Source organism: Streptomyces sp. NPDC001157 (assembly GCF_053598255.1).
Map to the genome: position 1 here is coordinate 132820 of NZ_JBSFJW010000003.1, position 18076 is coordinate 150895.

Below are 18076 nucleotides of genomic sequence, written 5' to 3' on the forward strand. Positions count from 1 at the left end.
GCGTCACACCCCGGACGGGATCTCAGTCTTCTCGTCCGAGCCCGTGGCTTTTCCCTCGGCTTCCGCGAGTGCCTTGTTGCGGCGCACCGAGGACCAGAAGGACCAGCCGATCAGGATCACGCCGACGAGGCCGGTGATGACCTCGTTGATCTGGTACTGGATGGTGACCATGAGGATCACGGCCAGCGCACCGATCGCGTAGTGCGCGCCGTGCTCCAGGTAGACGTAGTCGTCGAGGGTGCCCTGGCGGACCAGGTACACGGTCAGCGACCGGACGTACATGGCGCCGATGCCGAGGCCCAGCGCCATCAGCACGATGTCGTTGGTGATGGCGAACGCGCCGATCACGCCGTCGAAGGAGAAGGACGCGTCGAGGACCTCGAGGTAGAGGAACATGAAGAACGCGGCCTGGCCGGCGAGGGCGACCGCCGAGCGCTTCTTGCCGGTGCGCGCGGCCTCTTCCTCCTCCTCGTGCTCCCGCTCCTCCTCTTCCTCGAGCCTGTCCTCGAAGTAGCCGGAGAGTCCGCCGACGACCATGTACGTGATCAGACCGGCGATGCCGGAGATCAGCACCGTCTGCGCCTTGTCGACGTGCGCGCCGCCGTGCTGGTGGGCGTGGACCGCGAAGGTGAACGAGGTGATCAGCAGGACGACCAGGGCGATGCACACCGCCAGCATGTCGACCTTGCCGAGCTTGGCCAGCGGGCGCTCGATCCAACGCAGCCACTGGATGTCGCGGTCCTCGAAGATGAAGTCGAGGAAGATCATCAGCAGGAACATGCCACCGAAGGCGGCGATCGCCGGGTGGGCGTCCGTGACGAGCTGCTGGTACTGGTCCTTGTCGGTCAGGGCCAGGTTGACGGCGTCGAGGGGGCTCTTCTTCGCGGTGACCGCGACGATGACGACCGGGAAGACCAGACGCATGCCGAAGACGGCGATGAGGACGCCGACGGTGAGGAAGATCTTCTGCCAGAAGGCGTTCATCCTCTTCAGGATTCCGGCGTTGACCACCGCGTTGTCGAACGACAGCGAGATCTCGAGGATGGAGAGGATCGCCACGATGCCGAAGGCCTCCCACCCCCCGTAGAGGACGGCGACGGCCAGGCCGACCGCGGTAATCGCGAACGACCAGCCGAAGGTTTTCAGAAGCACTGGCTACCCAATCCGTAGCGGTACGGGTCTCTCCCCCGCGCCGTACTCGGCTTTACGAAACGTTGACTCCGAAGTCTAGAGCGATGCCGCGCAGTCCCGACGCGTACCCCTGTCCCACCGCCCTGAACTTCCATTCGCCCTGGTAGCGGTACAGCTCACCGAAGATCATCGCGGTTTCGGTGGAGGCGTCCTCGCTGAGGTCGTAGCGTGCGAGCTCCTGGCCGTCGGCCTGGTTGACGACGCGGATGAAGGCGTTGCTGACCTGTCCGAAGGTCTGGGCGCGCTCGTCGGCCATGTGGATCGAGACCGGAAAGACGATCTTCTCGCAGTGGGCCGGCACCTGGGTCAGATCGACCAGGATCGACTCGTCGTCGCCCTCGCCCTCACCGGTGAGGTTGTCGCCCGTGTGCTCCACCGAGCCCTCCGGGCTCTTGAGCTGGTTGTAGAAGACGAAGTACTCGTCCCCCAGGACCCGGTTGCCCGCGCCGCACAGCAGGGCGCTGGCGTCGAGGTCGAACGGGGCTCCGGTGGTGGAGCGCGCGTCCCAGCCGAGCCCGATCATCACCTGGGTCAGGTTGGGTGCGGCCTTGGACAGGGAGACATTGCCCCCCTTGGCGAGCGTGACGCCCATGATGCTGGTCCTCCCCGAGATGGTGCTTCTTTGGTTGTCCTGCACTCCCCCAGAGGGGGCACCCCCGGGCGCCGCACGCGAACGGTGCGGCGCCGGACGGTTCGAGACCCGGTGACGGATCTCAGACGTTCACGCCGAAGTCCTGCGCGATGCCGCGCAGGCCCGAGGCGTAGCCCTGGCCGATGGCGCGGAACTTCCACTCCGCGCCGTGCCGGTACAGCTCGCCGAAGACCATGGCGGTCTCCGTCGAGGCGTCCTCGGAGAGGTCGTAGCGGGCGATCTCCGCCTCGCCCGCCTGGTTCACCACGCGGATGAACGCGTTGCGCACCTGGCCGAACGACTGCTGGCGGTTCTCGGCGTCGTAGATGGAGACCGGGAACACGATCTTCTCGACGTCGGCCGGGACGGCCGCGAGGTTGATCTTGATCTGCTCGTCGTCGCCCTCGCCCTCACCGGTGATGTTGTCACCGGTGTGCTCGACCGAGCCGTCCGGGCTCTTGAGGTTGTTGAAGAAGACGAAGTTGGCGTCGCTGCTGACCTTGCCCGAGGAGTTCAGCAGCAACGCGCTGGCGTCCAGGTCGAAGTCGGTACCGGTCGTGGTGCGGACGTCCCACCCCAGACCGACGATGACCGCGGTCAGGCCCGGGGCCTCCTTGGTCAGCGATACGTTGCCGCCCTTGCTGAGGCTGACTCCCACGAGTCCTCCATTGGTTTCAGGGGCGGGGAGCCCCGCCGTGCGTTTGATACCGGATCAACGAGTCGATCCTAGTGACGGGTTCCCGCCCCACGCATGGCTTGGAGCCGAAGAATCACAGGGTGTCGAGCGCCTTCACGTACTCGTTCAGGTCGCGGGCGTCCGGCAACGCGTTCTCGACCTTCCAGCGCACGACGCCCTCCTTGTCGATGACGAAGGTGCCGCGCACCGCACAGCCCTTGTCCTCGGCGAAGACGCCGTAGGCGCGGGAGACCTCGCCGTGCGGCCAGAAGTCGCTCAGCAGCGGGTACTCCAGGCCCTCCTGCTCGGCGAAGACGCGCAGGGTGTGGATGGAGTCGTTGGAGACGGCGAGCACCTGGGTGTCGCGGTCGGAGAACTGCGGCAGGTTGTCCCGCACCTCGCACAGCTCGCCGGTGCACACACCGGTGAAGGCGAAGGGGTAGAACAGCAGGACCACGTTCTTGCTGCCACGGAACTCGGAGAGCTTCACGGTGGCGCCGTGGTTGTCCTTGAGTTCGAAGTCGGGGGCCTTGTCGCCGACCTGGATCGCCATGGTCGAGTTTGTCCCTTCGGTGGGGGCTGTTCGGGTGGCACCCACCCTACGCAGCGATCACCGAAAGCCGATGGACGGGCTGAGTGAACTCAGCCCGTCCGGCGTTTGAGGACGAGGCCGTTCAGGCCTAAAGAGGGTTCCGGGGGCACCGCCCCCAGCCACGGTCACTGCGGCCGGCGGTCACCTCTTGGACTTGGCGGCCTTCGGCGTCACCAGCCGGCTGCCGCTCCAGTCCTTGCCCACGCTGACGCTCTTGGAGGCGGACAGCCCCGCCGTCGTCGCGGCTTCGGAGATGTCGCTCGGCTCCACGTAGCCGTCGCGGCCGGTCTTCGGCGTCAGCAGCAGGATCGAGCCGCCCTCCTCGATGTACGTGGTGGCGTCCACCAGCACATCGGTCAGGTCGCCGTCCTCGTCGCGGAACCAGAGCACCACGGCATCGGCGACGTCGTCGTAGTCCTCGTCCACAAGGTCGCTGCCGATGACCTGCTCAATGGCCTCGCGGAGTTCCTGGTCTACGTCGTCGTCGTAGCCGATCTCCTGGACCACCTGCTCGGGCTGGAACCCCAGCCTCACGGCAGGGCTCGTCTCCGCGTGGTCCGCGGTCGCGCTCACGGGTTGCCTCCTGATCATGTTTTGGAATGGGGGTCCCCCTCTGGGGGATTCAGCCACGCGCGTGCGCGAAGCATTGGCCGTAGTCCACACGGGCGGGGCGGATCGCGCAAGTACCCGGCCGTTCAGACCGCCGAAACGGTGACGATCCTGGCCGTGTCACCCCAACTTCAGGCATGCAACCGCCGCCACAAGTGACCTACACCACACCTTTCTGCCCCCTTTGCGGCATTGGGAACCAGTCGGAGCTGACGTAGGTCTCGGTTACCTCTCAGTAGAGATGACGTTTGCTTTCCCGAGGTACACGATGGGGAACGGTGCAGGCGTACCGAAAAGCAGCTCAATGCAGCCCTCTGACAGGTAAGGAACAGCGTGGCTTCCGGATCCGATCGCAACCCGATCATCATTGGCGGCCTTCCGAGTCAGGTTCCTGACTTCGATCCCGAGGAAACCCAGGAGTGGCTCGACTCCCTGGACGCCGCCGTCGACGAGCGCGGCCGTGAGAGGGCCCGCTACCTGATGCTGCGCCTGATCGAGCGGGCCCGCGAGAAGCGCGTGGCCGTGCCCGAGATGCGCAGCACGGACTACGTCAACACGATCGCGACCAAGGACGAGCCGTTCTTCCCGGGCAACGAGGAGATCGAGCGCAAGGTCCTGAACGCGACCCGCTGGAACGCGGCGGTCATGGTCTCACGCGCCCAGCGCCCCGGCATCGGCGTCGGCGGCCACATCGCCACCTTCGCGTCCTCCGCGTCGCTCTACGACGTCGGCTTCAACCACTTCTTCCGCGGCAAGGACGAGGGCGACGGCGGCGACCAGGTCTTCTTCCAGGGCCATGCCTCTCCGGGCATCTACGCCCGGGCGTTCCTGCTCGACCGACTCACCGAGGAGAACCTCGACGGCTTCCGGCAGGAGAAGTCGAAGGCCCCGCACGGGCTGTCCTCGTACCCGCACCCGCGCTCGATGCCGGACTTCTGGGAGTTCCCGACCGTGTCGATGGGCCTCGGCCCGATCGGTGCGATCTACCAGGCGCGGATGAACCGCTACATGCACGCGCGCGGGATCGCCGACACGTCGAAGTCCCATGTGTGGGCGTTCCTCGGCGACGGCGAGATGGACGAGCCGGAGTCGCTCGGCCAGCTGACCATCGCCGCCCGTGAGGGCCTGGACAACCTGACCTTCGTCGTCAACTGCAACCTGCAGCGCCTGGACGGCCCGGTACGCGGCAACGGCAAGGTCATCCAGGAGCTGGAGTCGGTCTTCCGCGGCGCCGGCTGGAACGTGATCAAGCTGATCTGGGACCGCTCCTGGGACCCGCTGCTCGCCCAGGACCGCGACGGCCTCCTCGTCAACAAGATGAACACGACGCCGGACGGCCAGTTCCAGACGTACGCCACCGAGTCCGGCGCCTACATCCGCGAGAACTTCTTCGGCGACGACCAGCGGCTGCGCGCGATGGTCGAGGGCATGACCGACGACCAGATCCTGCACCTGGGCCGTGGCGGTCACGACCACAAGAAGATCTTCGCCGCGTTCTCGGCCGCCAAGGCCCACAAGGGCCAGCCGACGGTGATCCTGGCCAAGACGATCAAGGGCTGGACGCTCGGCCCGAACTTCGAGGGCCGCAACGCCACGCACCAGATGAAGAAGCTGACGGTCGACGACCTCAAGCGCTTCCGCGACCGGCTGCACCTGCCGATCTCCGACAAGGACCTGGAGAGCGGGCTTCCGCCGTACTACCACCCGGGGCGGAACTCGGAAGAGATCCAGTACATGCACGACCACCGCAAGCAGTGCGGCGGGTACGTCCCGACACGCGTCGTGCGCTCCAAGCCGCTCGCCCTGCCGGACGACAAGACGTACGCGACCGTGAAGAAGGGCTCGGGTCAGCAGTCGATCGCGACCACGATGGCCTTCGTCCGGCTCCTCAAGGACCTCATGCGGGACAAGGAGCTCGGCAAGCGGTTCGTGCTGATCGCGCCGGACGAGTACCGCACGTTCGGCATGGACTCCTTCTTCCCGAGCGCGAAGATCTACAACCCGCTCGGCCAGCAGTACGAGGCGGTGGACCGCGATCTGCTGCTCGCGTACAAGGAGTCGCCCACCGGTCAGATGCTGCACGACGGCATCTCCGAGGCGGGCTGTACGGCCTCGCTGATCGCGGCGGGTTCGGCGTACGCCACACACGGCGAACCGCTGATCCCGGTCTACGTCTTCTACTCGATGTTCGGTTTCCAGCGCACCGGTGACCAGTTCTGGCAGATGTCCGACCAGCTGGCGCGCGGTTTCGTACTGGGCGCGACCGCCGGTCGTACGACCCTGACCGGTGAGGGTCTGCAGCACGCCGACGGCCACTCCCAGCTGCTCGCCTCGACCAACCCGGGCTGTGTCGCCTACGACCCGGCGTACTCGTACGAGATCGCGCACATCGTGCAGGACGGTCTGCGCCGGATGTACGGCGGCGACGCGGAGCACCCGCACGGCGAGGACGTCTTCTACTACCTCACCGTCTACAACGAGCCGATCCAACACCCGGCCGAGCCGGAGAACGTGGACGTCGAGGGCATCCTCAAGGGCATCCACCGGCTCTCCGAGGGCACGTCGGGATCGATCCCGGCGCAGATCATGGCGTCCGGTGTGGCGGTGCCGTGGGCCGTCGAGGCGCAGAAGATCCTCGCCGAGGAGTGGAACGTCAGGGCCGACGTCTGGTCGGCGACCTCCTGGAACGAGCTGCGGCGCGAGGCGGTGGACGTCGAGCGGCACAACCTGCTGCACCCCGAGGAGGAGCAGCGGGTGCCGTACGTGACGCAGAAGCTGTCCGGCGCGCAGGGGCCGTTCGTGGCCGTCTCCGACTGGATGCGGGCGGTTCCGGACCAGATCGCGCGATGGGTGCCGGGGTCCTACCAGTCCCTGGGTGCCGATGGGTTCGGCTTCGCCGACACCCGGGGGGCCGCCCGGCGGTTCTTCCACATCGACGCGCAGTCGATCGTGGTGGCGGTGCTCACGGAACTGGCCAAGGAGGGGAAGGTCGACCGGTCGGTGCTGAAGCAGGCCATCGACCGGTACCAGCTGTTGGATGTGTCGGCGGCGGATCCGGGTGCCGCAGGCGGCGACGCGTAACACCGAGGCCGATGTGAGGGCGGCGGGACCGGATGGTCTCGCCGCCCTTACTCATTCCTTACGATGCGGGCATGAAGCAACAAACGGCGCAGGGTCGTTGGGAGCAGTACACCCAGCGGCCCCTGCTGGCGCTCGCGGTGGCTTTTGCCGTCGCGTATGCCGTGCCGATCGTGGACCACTCCGCGGGGCACTCGCTGACGTCCGCGTGCACGGTGGTGGAGTGGGTGGTCTGGGGGGCGTTCGCCACGGACTATCTGGTGCGGGTGGGGCTCGCCCCGCGGCGCAAGGAGTTCGTGCGCACGCACTGGCTCGACCTGTGTGCGGTCGTGCTGCCCATGCTGCAGCCGTTGCGGCTGCTGCGGATGGTGTCGACGCTGATACTCGTCGGGCGGCGGGCGCGGATGGCCTCGCAGATCCAGCTGACGACGTATGTCGCGGGTGCCGTCATCGGGTTGCTGATGTTCGGATCACTGGCCGTGCTCTCGGTGGAGCGGGAGTCGCCGAACGGGAACATCCGCACGCTGGGTGATGCGGTGTGGTGGTCGTTCACCACGATGACGACCGTGGGGTACGGGGATCATGCGCCGACCACCGGGCTGGGGCGGATGATCGCCGTCGGGCTGATGCTGGCCGGGATAGCCCTGCTGGGTGTGGTGACCGCGAACATCGCCGCGTGGTTCATTGCGCGGTTCGAGAAGGACGACGTGGAGGAGCGGCGGCAGACGGAGGCCATTGAGGCGCTGACGGAGGAGGTGCGGGCGCTTCGGGCCGAGGTGGCGGCGTTGCGGGAGCCGTCGGGTACCCCGTGAACGGGGTTGCAGCGGGGGTGGGTGTGCTTGCCCGCGCCTGCGGGGTGCCGCTGCGCCCACCCGTGCCGCCCTTAGCGGCACGATTGCCCGCAGCTACGGCGGCCACGAGGCCGGGCGCAGCGGCTTCCCTCACTGCCCCGGGTCAGAAGAGACCGTTCCCCGGGGTTGCCGCTCCTGCCAGCCAGATGACCGCCAGGAGCGTGTCGATGGCGCCCAGAACGAGGGCGACCAGGGCCGGAATTGGGCCTGAACGTGCCCAGGTGCGGCCCATTGCGAGCCAGCCGCAGACGATCGCAAGGGGGCCGAGGATGATCCCCAGCACAAAGAATCCCGCGACCGCGCAGATGGTTCCGATGATTCCGAGCGTTGCGCGATCCGGCCCGGTCCGTGACCACGTGCGGCCACGTGAGCGGGGGTGCCTGCGCGTTCCGTGTCCGAAGCCCGCCATCATCAACTCCCAGAACCCCGGGGTCTGTTCGGGGTTCAACGAGGCGGGTACCCCCGATGCGCTTCCTAATCCTCGGGCTGCCGGCGCGCTGCCCCCCTCCGGCAGCGCGCCGCAGCACCGGTCGCCCTCCGCACCGTACGAACTTGCCCGAGGAACATGCCGTGTGGGAGGGCTTGACCACTGTGGCCTGCGGTGCGCAGCGGATGCGAGGAATCTTTAGCTTCTTCACCCTGATAGGCGAAGTCCGTTGAAAACCCGTCAGGTTCGCCGGGCTTCCCCGCGTCAGATGTGGGCCGCGCCCGCACCCGCCTCCGCGTTCTCGCCGCGCTTGGTGAGCAGGGCGACGAAGATCGCCACGAACGCGACTCCGCAGGCGACCAGGGACGCCAGGCTCATGCCTGAGATGAATGTGTCGTGCGCCACGTCCGCGATCTTCGCAGCGATCGTCTCCGGGGTGCCCTTGGCGACCGGGGCCACACCGACCTGGACGGCCTCGGAGGCCTGGCCCAGCTGGGTCGGGGTGAGCGGAGGGAGCCCCGCGTCCTTCCAGTTGCCCGCGAGGTCGCTGTCGACCTTGGACGCCATCACGGCGCCGAGGACGGCCGTACCGAGGCTGCCGCCGATCTGCATCGCCGCCTGCTGGAGGCCGCCGGCGACGCCGGAGAGCTCCATGGGCGCGTTGCCGACGATGACCTCCGTGGCGCCGACCATGACCGGCGCGAGGCCGAGGCCGAGCAGGGCGAACCAGAGGGACATGACGGCACTGCCCGTGTCCGTCTGCAGCGTCGACATGCCGTACATGGCGATCGCGGTGGCCGCCATGCCGCCGGCCAGCGGGATGCGCGGGCCGAGCTTGGTGATCAGCGCGCCCGCGAGCGGGGAGCCGACGATCATCATGCCGGTGAGCGGGAGCAGGTGGAGACCGGCGTCGATCGGCTTCATCCCGTGCACGTTCTGCAGGTAGAACGTCACGAAGAACAGGCCGCCCATGAAGGCGATGGCCATCAGGACCATCAGCACCACACCCGCGGAGAGCGGGACCGAGCGGAACAGGCCGAGCGGGATCAGCGGCTCCTTGACCTTCGTCTCCCAGAAGGAGAAGAGGGCGAAGCCGAGGACGGACGCGGCTATGAACGTCCATGTCCTGCCATCGCCCCAGCCCCAGGCGGGGGCCTTGATGAGCGCCCAGACCAGGCAGAACATCGCGCCCGAGAGCAGGGCGATGCCCAGCAGGTCGAAGGAGCGCGGGGCGTTCTCAGCGCGGTGGTCGCGCAGGATCAGCAGGCCCAGGATCAGGGCGATCGCGCCGACCGGCACGTTGATGAAGAACACCGACTGCCAGTTGACGTGCTCGACCAGGACGCCGCCGAGGATCGGGCCGCCGGCGGTGGAGGCGCCGATGACCATGCCCCAGATACCGATGGCCATGTTCAGCTTCTCGGCCGGGAAGGTCGCGCGCAGCAGGCCGAGCGCGGCCGGCATCAGCAGCGCGCCGAAGAGGCCCTGGAAGACACGGAAGGTGACGACCGCGGCGATGCTGTTCGACAGGCCGATGGCGCCCGAGGCGGCGGCGAAGCCGGTCACGCCGACCAGGAAGGTCTGGCGGTGCCCGAAGCGGTCGCCGAGCTTGCCCGCGGTGATCAGCGAGACCGCGAGGGCGAGGAAGTACCCGTTGGTGATCCACTGGACGTCGGCGAAGCTCGCCTTGAGGTCCTTCTGGATGGCCGGGTTGGCGATGGCCACGATGGTCCCGTCGAGGGCCACCATCATGACCCCGACGGCGACGGTGATGAGGGTGAACCACGGGTGGCCGCGCAGCCCGGAGGCCCCCGGCGCGTCCGACGGGGCCACTGGTGCCTTGTCCCCCGGCCCCGTCGTGTCGATGGTGGTCTGACTAGTCATGCGTTCGAGGCTAGTGACAGCCGCTGACAATTGACAAACCAATTCACAAGTCAGTAACTGACGGACATGGAAACACTCCGCGAACGCAAGAAGCAGCGCACCCGGGACGCGCTGATGCGGGCCGCCGTCGAACTGTTCACCACGCGCGGGTACGAGCAGACGACCGTCGACGACATCACCGAGGCCGTCGACGTCTCGCAGCGCACCTTCTTCCGCTACTTCGCCGGCAAGGAGGAGGCCGCGCTCGCCCTGCAGGAGCTGGCGGTGGCGCGGTTCCTCCAGGCGGTACGCGAACGGCCGGCGGGCGAGGCGCCGATGGAGGCGCTGCGCCAGGCGGTCCTGGAGGGCTGGGACACGCTCCACGAGGTCATCGAGGCCGTCGTACCGGTCGAGCTGTATCTGCGGATGTACCGGGTGATCGAGTCGACGCCCGTCCTGCTCGCCGCGCATCTGCGGCGCAGCGAGGAGACCGAGGACACCATCGCGCGGGTGCTTTCCGAGAGGGAGGGCCTCGACGTGGAAGCCGACCCCCGGCCGCGGCTGGCGGTGGCGGTCTTCAGCGGGGTGATGCGGGTGACGGAACGGCAGTGGTCCACCGGTGAGGACTTCAGCGTCGAGGCGATGCGCGCATTGACGATCTCGTACCTCGAACAGGTGGGCCCGGCACTCACCGAGAGCTGGCGAACACGCTGAGACATATTGCGAGGACATTGACAGACACTGAGGTCATCGCCACGTTTATCGAAACGTGATACCCGTCACTCAGCTCACGCGAGACCCTCTCGTTCTCCTAGTGTGTCCTCCCAGTGACTTCCTTCGACACCTCCCCGCAACTGAACGTCTGGCGCGCTCTGCTCGCGCTGGCCGTCGTGTTCGTGATGCTGGCGACCACCGGCTGGACGGCCCTGCGCAGCCATCGCGCGGTGACTCCGCTGCAGGCCTCGATCTCCTCCTGGGAGCACGGCCGCATCCACGGGCACCATCTGCCGGACCCCGACGCGTCCCCCGTGCGCCTCGCCCGCTTTTTCGCCTCGCTCACCGCTCAGGAGCGCAGCCGTCTCGCCCACCGCTATCCCCTTGCGGTCGGCAACATGAACGGTGCGCCTGTCGCGCTGCGCTACCGCGCCAACCGTCTCGCGCTCACCGAGCAGCGCAAGGTCGAGCGGGGGCGAATGCACGACAGCCGGCTCTCGCCGGTCGGGCAGCGCGACGCAGGCCGCCGTATGCACCGCTACGAGTCGTTGCTGCAGCCTGACCGGCAGATCCTCGCCTTCGACCCCGAGGGCTCGGGGCGGGTCGCGGAGGTGATCGGGAATCTGCAGCGGGCCGAGCGTGTGTCGGTCGTCGTCCCCGGCGTCGACACCGACCTGCTCACCTTCCAGAAGACCAACCGCCCGTACTCGGCGGCCGTCGGCATGGCCAGGTCGCTGTACGCGGCGGAGCGGGCGGCGAGCCCGACGACGCGTACGGCCGTGATCGCCTGGGCCGACTACACGGCGCCGGCCGGGCTCGGCATCGACTCGGCGACGGCGATGCGCGCGGCGGAGGGCTCGCTGCGGCTGAACGCGATGCTGCGCGGGCTGCCCGGCAAGGCGCCGGTCTCGCTGTTCTGCCACAGCTACGGCTCCGTGGTGTGCGGCATCGCCGCGCCCGGACTGCCGCGCCGGGTGGCCGACATAGCGGTGGCGGCCAGCCCGGGCATGCGCGTGTCGAACGCCTCCCACCTGCACACCACCGCCCAGGTGTGGGCGATGCGGGACGCCACGGACTGGGTGCAGGACGTGCCGTACCTGGAGCTCGGCGGGCTGGGCCACGGGGCCGACCCGGTGTCCGCCGCGTTCGGCGCGCGGGTGCTGTCCGCGCAGGGTGCGAAGGGGCATGCCGGGTACTTCGAGCCGGGCACGGAGAGCGTGCGGAACTTCGCGGAGATCGGGGTTGGCGCGTACCGGTCGGTGCGCTGCGCACGCGAGGACAACGTGTGCCGGGAGGGTTTGTCCGGTGCGTCCGCGGCCGGACGCGCGTAGAGGCGCAGAAACCGCGGTCTGCGCGGGGTGGAGACGAAGGAGCGGGTCATGCCTACGATGAGCCGCATGGGTGACGTACTGGCCGGATTTCATGCCGCCTGGGAGTTCGAGTCCGACTCTGTGCTCATCCGTTACGAACGAGGGATTCGAACGCCCAAGCTGTTCCAGGCGCTGGGGGAACGTCGTGTGCCCCTGGAGGCGATCTCCGGGGTGACGCTGTCCCCCGGGAAGCGCGGCACCGTCGTCCTGCGGGCCGAGGTGCGGCCCGGGGCCGATCCCCTGCTGGAGGCGGCCGCGGGGCAGCTCAAGGAAGGGTGCGATCCGTACCGGCTGGTGCTGCCTGCCGAGCGGGACGCTCTCGCCGAGTACTACGCCGACGAGCTGCGGGGGCTGCTGACCGCGGACGGCGAGCCCGCCGAGCGGTTTCTGGTGGCCGCGCCCGAGGCGCCCCGGCAGTTCAAGGCCTATGACGCGAAGGCGTCCTTCGACGGGAAGACCGTGCACTTCCGGTGGTTCTGGACGGGGGCGTCGTCCGCCAAGTGGAAGGCCGGGGACCAGAGTTTTCCGGTCGGTGAGCTGAGCGGCGTGGAGTGGCGGTCGCCGGAGGTGTTCGAGGGGCATCTGCGGTTGCTGCGGGGTGCTGCGCAGGCCGTGCAGGTGGATCAGGATCCGGCGGCTGTGGTGTTCGGGTTGGGGTATGGGCCTGTGCATGAGTCGTTGCCGTTTGCGGCGGCTGTGCTTGCCGCTGTGCGGGATGCCGGGCCGGCGGCTGTGGTGTCGGCCGGTGCGCCGAGGCGCGATCCGGCCGACATTGCTGAGCGTATTCGGCACCTGGGGGAGCTGCATCAGGCGGGCCTGGTGACGGATGAGGAGTTCTCCGTCAAGAAGGCGGAACTGTTGGCTGAGCTTTAGCGTCTGCCGGGTCCGGTGCGTTGGCTGGTGCGGGTTCGTTGTGGCTTGTCGCGCGGTTCCCCGCGCCCCTAAAAGATCTACTCCCGCCCGGCAGAGGCGAACCGCATGTCCGGGTAGCGCGTTCCTGCCACCTTGTCCGCGATCGGCTCCAGGAGCGCCAACTCAGCCTCCGTGAGGACGATGCCCGTCGCCGCCGCGTTCTCTTCCACCCGGTGGCGCTTTGTTGTGCCGGGGATCTGGGCCACTGCCAGGCCGTGCACGTCTGCTCGCTGCTGGACCCAGGCCAGGGCGATCTGGGCCGGGGAGGCGCCGTGGGCCTCGGCCACCGCTCGGATCGGTTCCAGGAGCGTTGCGTTGGTGGCCGCGTTGTCGCCCTGGAAGCGGGGCATCGTGCGGCGGACGTCGCCGTCGGTGAGGTCCTTGTCCGCGTCGGAGAAGGAGCCGGCGAGGAAGCCGCGGCCGAGCGGGGAGTAGGGGACCAGGGCCACGCCCAGTTCGCGGGCGGCCGGCACCACGTTGGCCTCGATGTCCCGGCTGAACAGGGACCACTCCGACTGCACGGCGGCGATCGGGTGCACGGCCTGCGCGGCGCGCAGTTCGTCGGCGGTGACCTCGCTGAGGCCGAGGTGCTTGACCTTGCCCTCGGCGACCAGCTCGGCCATGGCGCCGACGGTCTCCTCGATCGGTACGTTCACATCGCGCCGGTGCATGTAGTAGAGGTCGATGACGTCGACGTCGAGGCGGCGCAGGCTGCCCTCGACGGCCTGGCGGACGTACGGGGCGTCGCCGCGGATGACCCGCTTGGTGCGGTCGCCCGCCGGGACGCGTACGCCGAACTTGGTCGCGATGACGACCTCGTCCCGGTGCGCCTTGAAGAACGGCGACAGGAAGCGTTCGTTGTCGCCGTCGCCGTAGCCCTCCGCCGTGTCGTACAGCGTGACGCCCAGCTCCAGTGCCCGCTCCAGGGCGGCCCGCGACTCCTCCGCGTCGGAGGGGCCGTACGCCCAGCTCATGCCCATGCAGCCAAGGCCCTGTACGCCGACCTGCGGGCCGTCTGCGCCGAGTCGTACGGTCGGGATCCTGCTGTCCGTCATCGCACCTTCTCCGCGTAGAAACTGATCTTCCGGTCGAGCACCGCGAGGGTGTCCTGGAGCTCCGCCATCCGGGACAGCACGTCCCGGCGGGTCTGCTCGAGCAGCTCGAAGCGCTCGCCGAACGTGTGGTCGCCCTCGCGCACCAGCTCCGCGTACCGCACCATGTCGGCGACCGGCATACCGGTGAGCCGGAGCTTGCCGACGAGGTCCAGCCAGTCGAGGTCGCGGTTGCTGTAGCGGCGCTGGCCCGTGTGCGAGCGGTCCACGTGCGGCATCAGGCCGATGCGCTCGTACCAGCGCAGGGTGTGCGCCGTCAGGCCGGTGAACGCGACGACCTCGCTGATCGTGTAACTGTCCTGGCCTTCGGGGCGCCGGTGCGCCTGGGGTGGGGCGCCGCAGCTGTCGGTCCTGGTGGGCGTGGTCTCCATCACCGTCATGACCTCAACGCTATGGCCTTCGAGTGCACTCCAAGCAAGCGGAACCCGTAAGAAACAAGCACAGCAGAAATCGGCGGGACATGGGGCTGCGGCGGTGACTAGCGTGCGGGGCATGAGTCTTGTACGCCGGGCCGTGCCCGAGGACGCGCAGGAAGTGCTGCGGCTGCGTCAGGTGATGATCGACGCGCTGCCGGGGTCGGATCCTGCCACGGACTGGCACGAGCAGTCACTGCCGGGGCTGCGGGAGAGGCTGGGCGAGGCGGACGGGAACTTCGCCGCGTTCGTCGTCGACCATCCCGAGCGGCCGGGGGCGCTGGCTGCGCTGGTGGCCGGGACGGTCGACTACCGGATCGGAAAGGCGGGCGATCCGCTCGGGGCGGTCGGCTTCGTCTTCAGCGTGGCGACCGACCCGGACGCGCGCCGTCGCGGGTACGCGCGCGCGTGCATGGACACGCTGCTGGACTGGTTCCGGGAGCGCGGGGCCGCGCGCGTGCACCTCACCGCCTCCCCGGACGCCGAGCCGCTCTATGTCTCCCTCGGCTTCAAGCCCAAGCCCGACCCGTTGCTGGAGCTCACGTTGTGAGCGCTTAGGCTCGACGGCATGTCGCTGAAGAGCCTTGCGCTGATCGAAAACTGGCCGGTTCCCACCGCTGCGGCGGGTGTGGTGCGGGGCGACGGCACGGTCCTCGGCACCCATGGCCCGAGCGGCCACCGCTTCCCGCTGGCCTCGGTCACCAAGCCGCTCGCCGCGTACGCCGCCCTCGTCGCGTACGAGGAAGGCGCGATCGAGCTCGACGAACCGGCCGGTCCGCCCGGCTCGACGGTCCGCCATCTGCTGGCCCACACCTCGGGGCTCGCGTTCGACGAGCACCGGGTGACCGCGCCGCCCGGGGAGCGGCGGCTGTACTCCAACGCCGGGTTCGAGCAGCTCGGCGACCACATCGCCAAGGCGACGGACATCCCGTTCGGGGAGTATCTGCGGCAGGCGGTGCTGGAGCCGCTGGGGATGAGCGGTACTTCCCTGGAGGGCTCCCCCGCCAAGGACGGCGTCTCGACGGTCGAGGATCTGCTGCGGTTCGCGGCCGAGGTGCAGGCGCCGCGGCTGCTGGATCCGCGGACGGTGGCGCAGGCGATGACGGTGCAGTACCCGGGCACGAAGGGCGTCCTGCCGGGGTACGGGCATCAGAACCCGAACGACTGGGGTCTCGGCTTCGAGATCCGGGACTCCAAGTCCCCGCACTGGACGGGCTCTTCGTCCTCTCCGCGCACGTTCGGGCACTTCGGGCAGTCGGGTACGTTCCTGTGGATCGACCCGGATGCGGGGGTGGCGGGCGTGGCCCTGACGGACCGGGCCTTCGGGCCGTGGGCGGTCGAGGTGTGGCCGGTGTTCACGGATGCGGTGCTGGCGGAGCTGCGGGGCTGAGGTAGCGGGACCCCGGGTTTCTTCGCCCCCGCCGCCCCTACCCGTCCCGTACCGGGGGCCAGCCCCCGGACCCCCGCTCCTCAAACGCCGGAGGGGCTGATTTTCGCCGGGCGGGGCTTGGTCTTTCAGCCCGTCCGGCGTTTGAGGACGAGGCCGTTCAGGCCGAAGCGGGGGTCTGGGGGCGGCAGCCCCCAGGGACGGGACGGGTAGGGGCGGCGGGGGCGAAAATCCTGGGCGCGGTCACCACCGGCCCGCCTCGTTCTCAAGCGTCCAGATCAGCAGCTCCGCGTCCGTCGCGGCCAGTGCCTCCATGTCCTTGGCGTCGGTGATGCGGGCCGCGTCACCGACGCCCAAATGCTCTCCGTCCAGGGTCACTTCGCCCCGCACCACGTGCGCGTACACGTACGCCCCGTCCGGCACCGCCGTCCGCTCCCCCACCCCCAGGCGGCGTACATGGAGCATCGCGCCCGCCTCCGGGACCGCGTACGGAGTGGAGTCCGCGATGCCGTGGACGATCTCGTAGGCGGGGTCGCCGCCGGGGTCGCGGGGGGCCAGCCACATCTGGACGAAGGTCAGCGGCTCGTCGCCGTCGTTGCGCTCCACGTGGCGTACGCCCGCCGCCGAACTCAGGCGCTGGACGTCGCCGGGACGGACCGTCGTCTCGTGGCCGAAGGAGTCACGGTGGGTCAGCTCGCCCTCGACCACCCACGTCACGATCTCGGTGTGGCTGTGCGGGTGCTCGTCGAAGCCGGCACCGGGCGCGAGGCGCTCCTCGTTGCAGGCGATCACCGCGCCGAAGCGAAGGTTGTCGGGGTCGTAGTGCGGTCCGAAGGAGAAGGCGTGCCACGACTCGATGCCTGCTGCCGGGTCGCCTCCTGGGTAGCGCTCCGCAGCGCGCCGTACGTCCATCACGGACTCCACGGTAGACCCGGCGACGCACGCTCCCGTCCGGATAAGGCAGTCTTGTCCCCGTGCCCGAACCCGAAACGAGCAAGCCCGAAGCCGCCGCGCCCGGCGTCCACTCGCACGCCGCGACCCTGAAGCGACTGGAGAAGTCCTCCGGTTCTCTCGCCGCGCAGGCCATCGCGCGGATGGACGAGACGCTGCCGTGGTACCGGGCGATGCCTCCGGAGAACCGTTCCTGGATCGGGTTGGTCGCCCAGGCCGGTATCGCCGCCTTCACCGAGTGGTTCCGGCATCCCGACGCCCCGCAGGCCATCTCGACGGATGTGTTCGGCACCGCGCCCCGCGAGCTGACCAGGGCGATCACGCTGCGCCAGACCGTGGAGATGGTCCGCACCACCATCGAGGTCATGGAATCCGCCATCGACGAGGTGGCGGCACCCGGTGACGAGAGCGTGCTGCGTGAGGCACTGCTCGTGTACGCCCGGGAGATCGCCTTCGCCACCGCCCAGGTGTACGCCCAGGCCGCCGAGGCACGCGGTGCCTGGGATGCGCGTCTTGAGTCCCTCGTCGTCAATGCGGTGCTCAGCGGGGAGGCCGACGAGGGCGCCGTCAGCAGGGCCGCCGCCCTAGGGTGGAACGCCCCCGAGCATGTGTGTGTCGTCCTGGGGACCGCCCCCGACGGGGACTCCGAGCTGACGGTGGAGGCGATCCGGCGGGCCGCCCGGCACGCCAAGCTGCAGGTCCTCACCGGGGTGCTCGGGGACCGGCTCGTCGTCATCGCCGGTGGCAGCGACAATCCGATCGCTGTCGCGAAGTCGCTGATCGGGCCGTATGCCGCCGGGCCCGTGGTGGCCGGGCCCGTGGTGGCCGATCTGCTGGCCGCGACCCGGTCCGCGCAGGCCGCGGCCGCCGGGCTCAAGGCGTGTTCCGCCTGGCAGGACGCCCCGCGGCCGGTGCTGGCGGACGATCTGCTTCCGGAGCGCGCGATCGCCGGTGACCCGAGCGCACGCGAGCAGCTGGTGGAGGAGATCTACAGACCGCTGGAGGAGGCCGGCTCGGCGCTTCTGGAGACGCTCTCCGTCTATCTTGAGCAGGCGAGCAGTCTGGAAGGCGCGGCCCGGATGCTCTTCGTTCACCCGAACACCGTGCGCTACCGGCTTCGACGTGTGACTGACGTCACCGGTTGGTCACCTTCCGATGTACGCTCCGCGTTCACGCTGCGGATCGCGCTGATCCTGGGGCGTCTGGCCGACGGGGATCTCCCCGCCTAGTCTTTTGTCGGGGGTCCACAAAACCCCCTCGTGTTCTTCGTCCCTGTCCTCACGGGCGGCCTTGGCCGTC

Annotated in this window: 18 protein-coding genes; 8 read left to right on the top strand and 10 right to left on the bottom strand. The window is 68.9% G+C overall.

The window, feature by feature from the left end:
• Positions 1-3: 3 nt before the first annotated feature.
• The 5 genes from ACWDAG_RS06730 to ACWDAG_RS06750 all read right to left on the bottom strand — a co-directional run bounded on the left by ACWDAG_RS06730 (position 4) and on the right by ACWDAG_RS06750 (position 3663).
• Positions 4-1152, bottom strand: coding sequence for a DUF475 domain-containing protein (locus tag ACWDAG_RS06730; RefSeq protein WP_450694514.1), 1149 nt, complete (start codon positions 1150-1152; stop codon positions 4-6).
• Between the two features lie 52 nt (positions 1153-1204).
• On the bottom strand, positions 1205-1783 hold the full coding sequence (locus ACWDAG_RS06735) for a TerD family protein (protein WP_351470240.1): 579 nt from the start codon (positions 1781-1783) through the stop codon (positions 1205-1207).
• A gap of 121 nt (positions 1784-1904) precedes the next feature.
• Positions 1905-2480, bottom strand: coding sequence for a calcium homeostasis/redox stress adaptation protein (locus tag ACWDAG_RS06740; RefSeq protein WP_115908402.1), 576 nt, complete (start codon positions 2478-2480; stop codon positions 1905-1907).
• Between the two features lie 112 nt (positions 2481-2592).
• Positions 2593-3051: a peroxiredoxin gene (locus ACWDAG_RS06745; RefSeq protein ID WP_099928631.1), complete on the bottom strand. Its 459-nt coding sequence runs from the start codon at positions 3049-3051 to the stop codon at positions 2593-2595.
• A gap of 180 nt (positions 3052-3231) precedes the next feature.
• The gene (locus ACWDAG_RS06750; protein ID WP_030931848.1) at positions 3232-3663 is read right to left on the bottom strand and encodes a DUF3052 domain-containing protein; all 432 of its coding nucleotides are present in this window, start codon (positions 3661-3663) and stop codon (positions 3232-3234) included.
• 369 nt (positions 3664-4032) lie between these two features.
• Here ACWDAG_RS06750 and aceE point away from each other — a divergent pair, with 369 nt between their 5' ends.
• Together aceE and ACWDAG_RS06760 are read left to right on the top strand one after the other, a co-directional pair.
• Complete coding sequence (gene aceE, locus ACWDAG_RS06755) at positions 4033-6780, top strand: pyruvate dehydrogenase (acetyl-transferring), homodimeric type (protein ID WP_450694515.1); 2748 nt, start codon at positions 4033-4035, stop codon at positions 6778-6780.
• 71 nt (positions 6781-6851) lie between these two features.
• On the top strand, positions 6852-7589 hold the full coding sequence (locus tag ACWDAG_RS06760) for a potassium channel family protein (protein ID WP_450694516.1): 738 nt from the start codon (positions 6852-6854) through the stop codon (positions 7587-7589).
• 142 nt (positions 7590-7731) lie between these two features.
• Here ACWDAG_RS06760 and ACWDAG_RS06765 read toward each other — a convergent pair whose 3' ends face one another.
• On the bottom strand, positions 7732-8040 hold the full coding sequence (locus tag ACWDAG_RS06765) for a small hydrophobic protein (protein WP_450694795.1): 309 nt from the start codon (positions 8038-8040) through the stop codon (positions 7732-7734).
• Positions 8041-8319: 279 nt separating this feature from the next.
• A complete protein-coding gene (locus tag ACWDAG_RS06770; protein ID WP_450694517.1) occupies positions 8320-9939 on the bottom strand; it encodes an MFS transporter in 1620 nt (539 codons plus the stop codon).
• Between the two features lie 66 nt (positions 9940-10005).
• On the opposite strand from ACWDAG_RS06770, the gene ACWDAG_RS06775 reads away from it, so the two are divergent.
• The 3 genes from ACWDAG_RS06775 to ACWDAG_RS06785 all read left to right on the top strand — a co-directional run bounded on the left by ACWDAG_RS06775 (position 10006) and on the right by ACWDAG_RS06785 (position 12875).
• Positions 10006-10632 carry a TetR family transcriptional regulator gene (locus tag ACWDAG_RS06775; RefSeq protein ID WP_450694518.1) on the top strand — a complete coding sequence of 209 codons (627 nt, stop codon included), beginning with the start codon at positions 10006-10008 and terminating at the stop codon, positions 10630-10632.
• A gap of 113 nt (positions 10633-10745) precedes the next feature.
• Complete coding sequence (locus ACWDAG_RS06780) at positions 10746-11963, top strand: alpha/beta hydrolase (protein ID WP_450694519.1); 1218 nt, start codon at positions 10746-10748, stop codon at positions 11961-11963.
• A 57-nt stretch (positions 11964-12020) separates the two neighbouring features.
• Positions 12021-12875 carry a DUF4429 domain-containing protein gene (locus ACWDAG_RS06785; protein WP_450694796.1) on the top strand — a complete coding sequence of 285 codons (855 nt, stop codon included), beginning with the start codon at positions 12021-12023 and terminating at the stop codon, positions 12873-12875.
• Positions 12876-12952: 77 nt separating this feature from the next.
• On the opposite strand, the gene ACWDAG_RS06790 is transcribed toward ACWDAG_RS06785, so the two are convergent.
• Complete coding sequence (locus ACWDAG_RS06790; protein WP_450694520.1) at positions 12953-13969, bottom strand: aldo/keto reductase; 1017 nt, start codon at positions 13967-13969, stop codon at positions 12953-12955.
• Positions 13966-14406, bottom strand: coding sequence for a MerR family transcriptional regulator (locus ACWDAG_RS06795; RefSeq protein WP_450694521.1), 441 nt, complete (start codon positions 14404-14406; stop codon positions 13966-13968). The genes ACWDAG_RS06790 and ACWDAG_RS06795 overlap by 4 nt, the downstream gene beginning before the upstream one ends.
• Positions 14407-14518: 112 nt before the next feature.
• Between ACWDAG_RS06795 and ACWDAG_RS06800 the strand changes: the two genes are divergently transcribed.
• Positions 14519-14989 (top strand): GNAT family N-acetyltransferase, encoded by a 471-nt coding sequence (locus ACWDAG_RS06800; protein WP_450694522.1) that lies wholly within the window; start codon positions 14519-14521, stop codon positions 14987-14989.
• A gap of 18 nt (positions 14990-15007) precedes the next feature.
• Entirely contained in the window at positions 15008-15829 is an 822-nt protein-coding gene (locus ACWDAG_RS06805; RefSeq protein ID WP_450694523.1) for a serine hydrolase domain-containing protein, read from the top strand.
• 240 nt (positions 15830-16069) lie between these two features.
• On the opposite strand, the gene ACWDAG_RS06810 is transcribed toward ACWDAG_RS06805, so the two are convergent.
• Complete coding sequence (locus ACWDAG_RS06810; RefSeq protein WP_450694797.1) at positions 16070-16738, bottom strand: pirin family protein; 669 nt, start codon at positions 16736-16738, stop codon at positions 16070-16072.
• A 62-nt stretch (positions 16739-16800) separates the two neighbouring features.
• Here ACWDAG_RS06810 and fasR point away from each other — a divergent pair, with 62 nt between their 5' ends.
• A complete protein-coding gene (fasR, locus tag ACWDAG_RS06815) occupies positions 16801-18006 on the top strand; it encodes a fatty acid biosynthesis transcriptional regulator FasR (protein WP_450694524.1) in 1206 nt (401 codons plus the stop codon).
• Positions 18007-18076 lie beyond the last annotated feature (70 nt).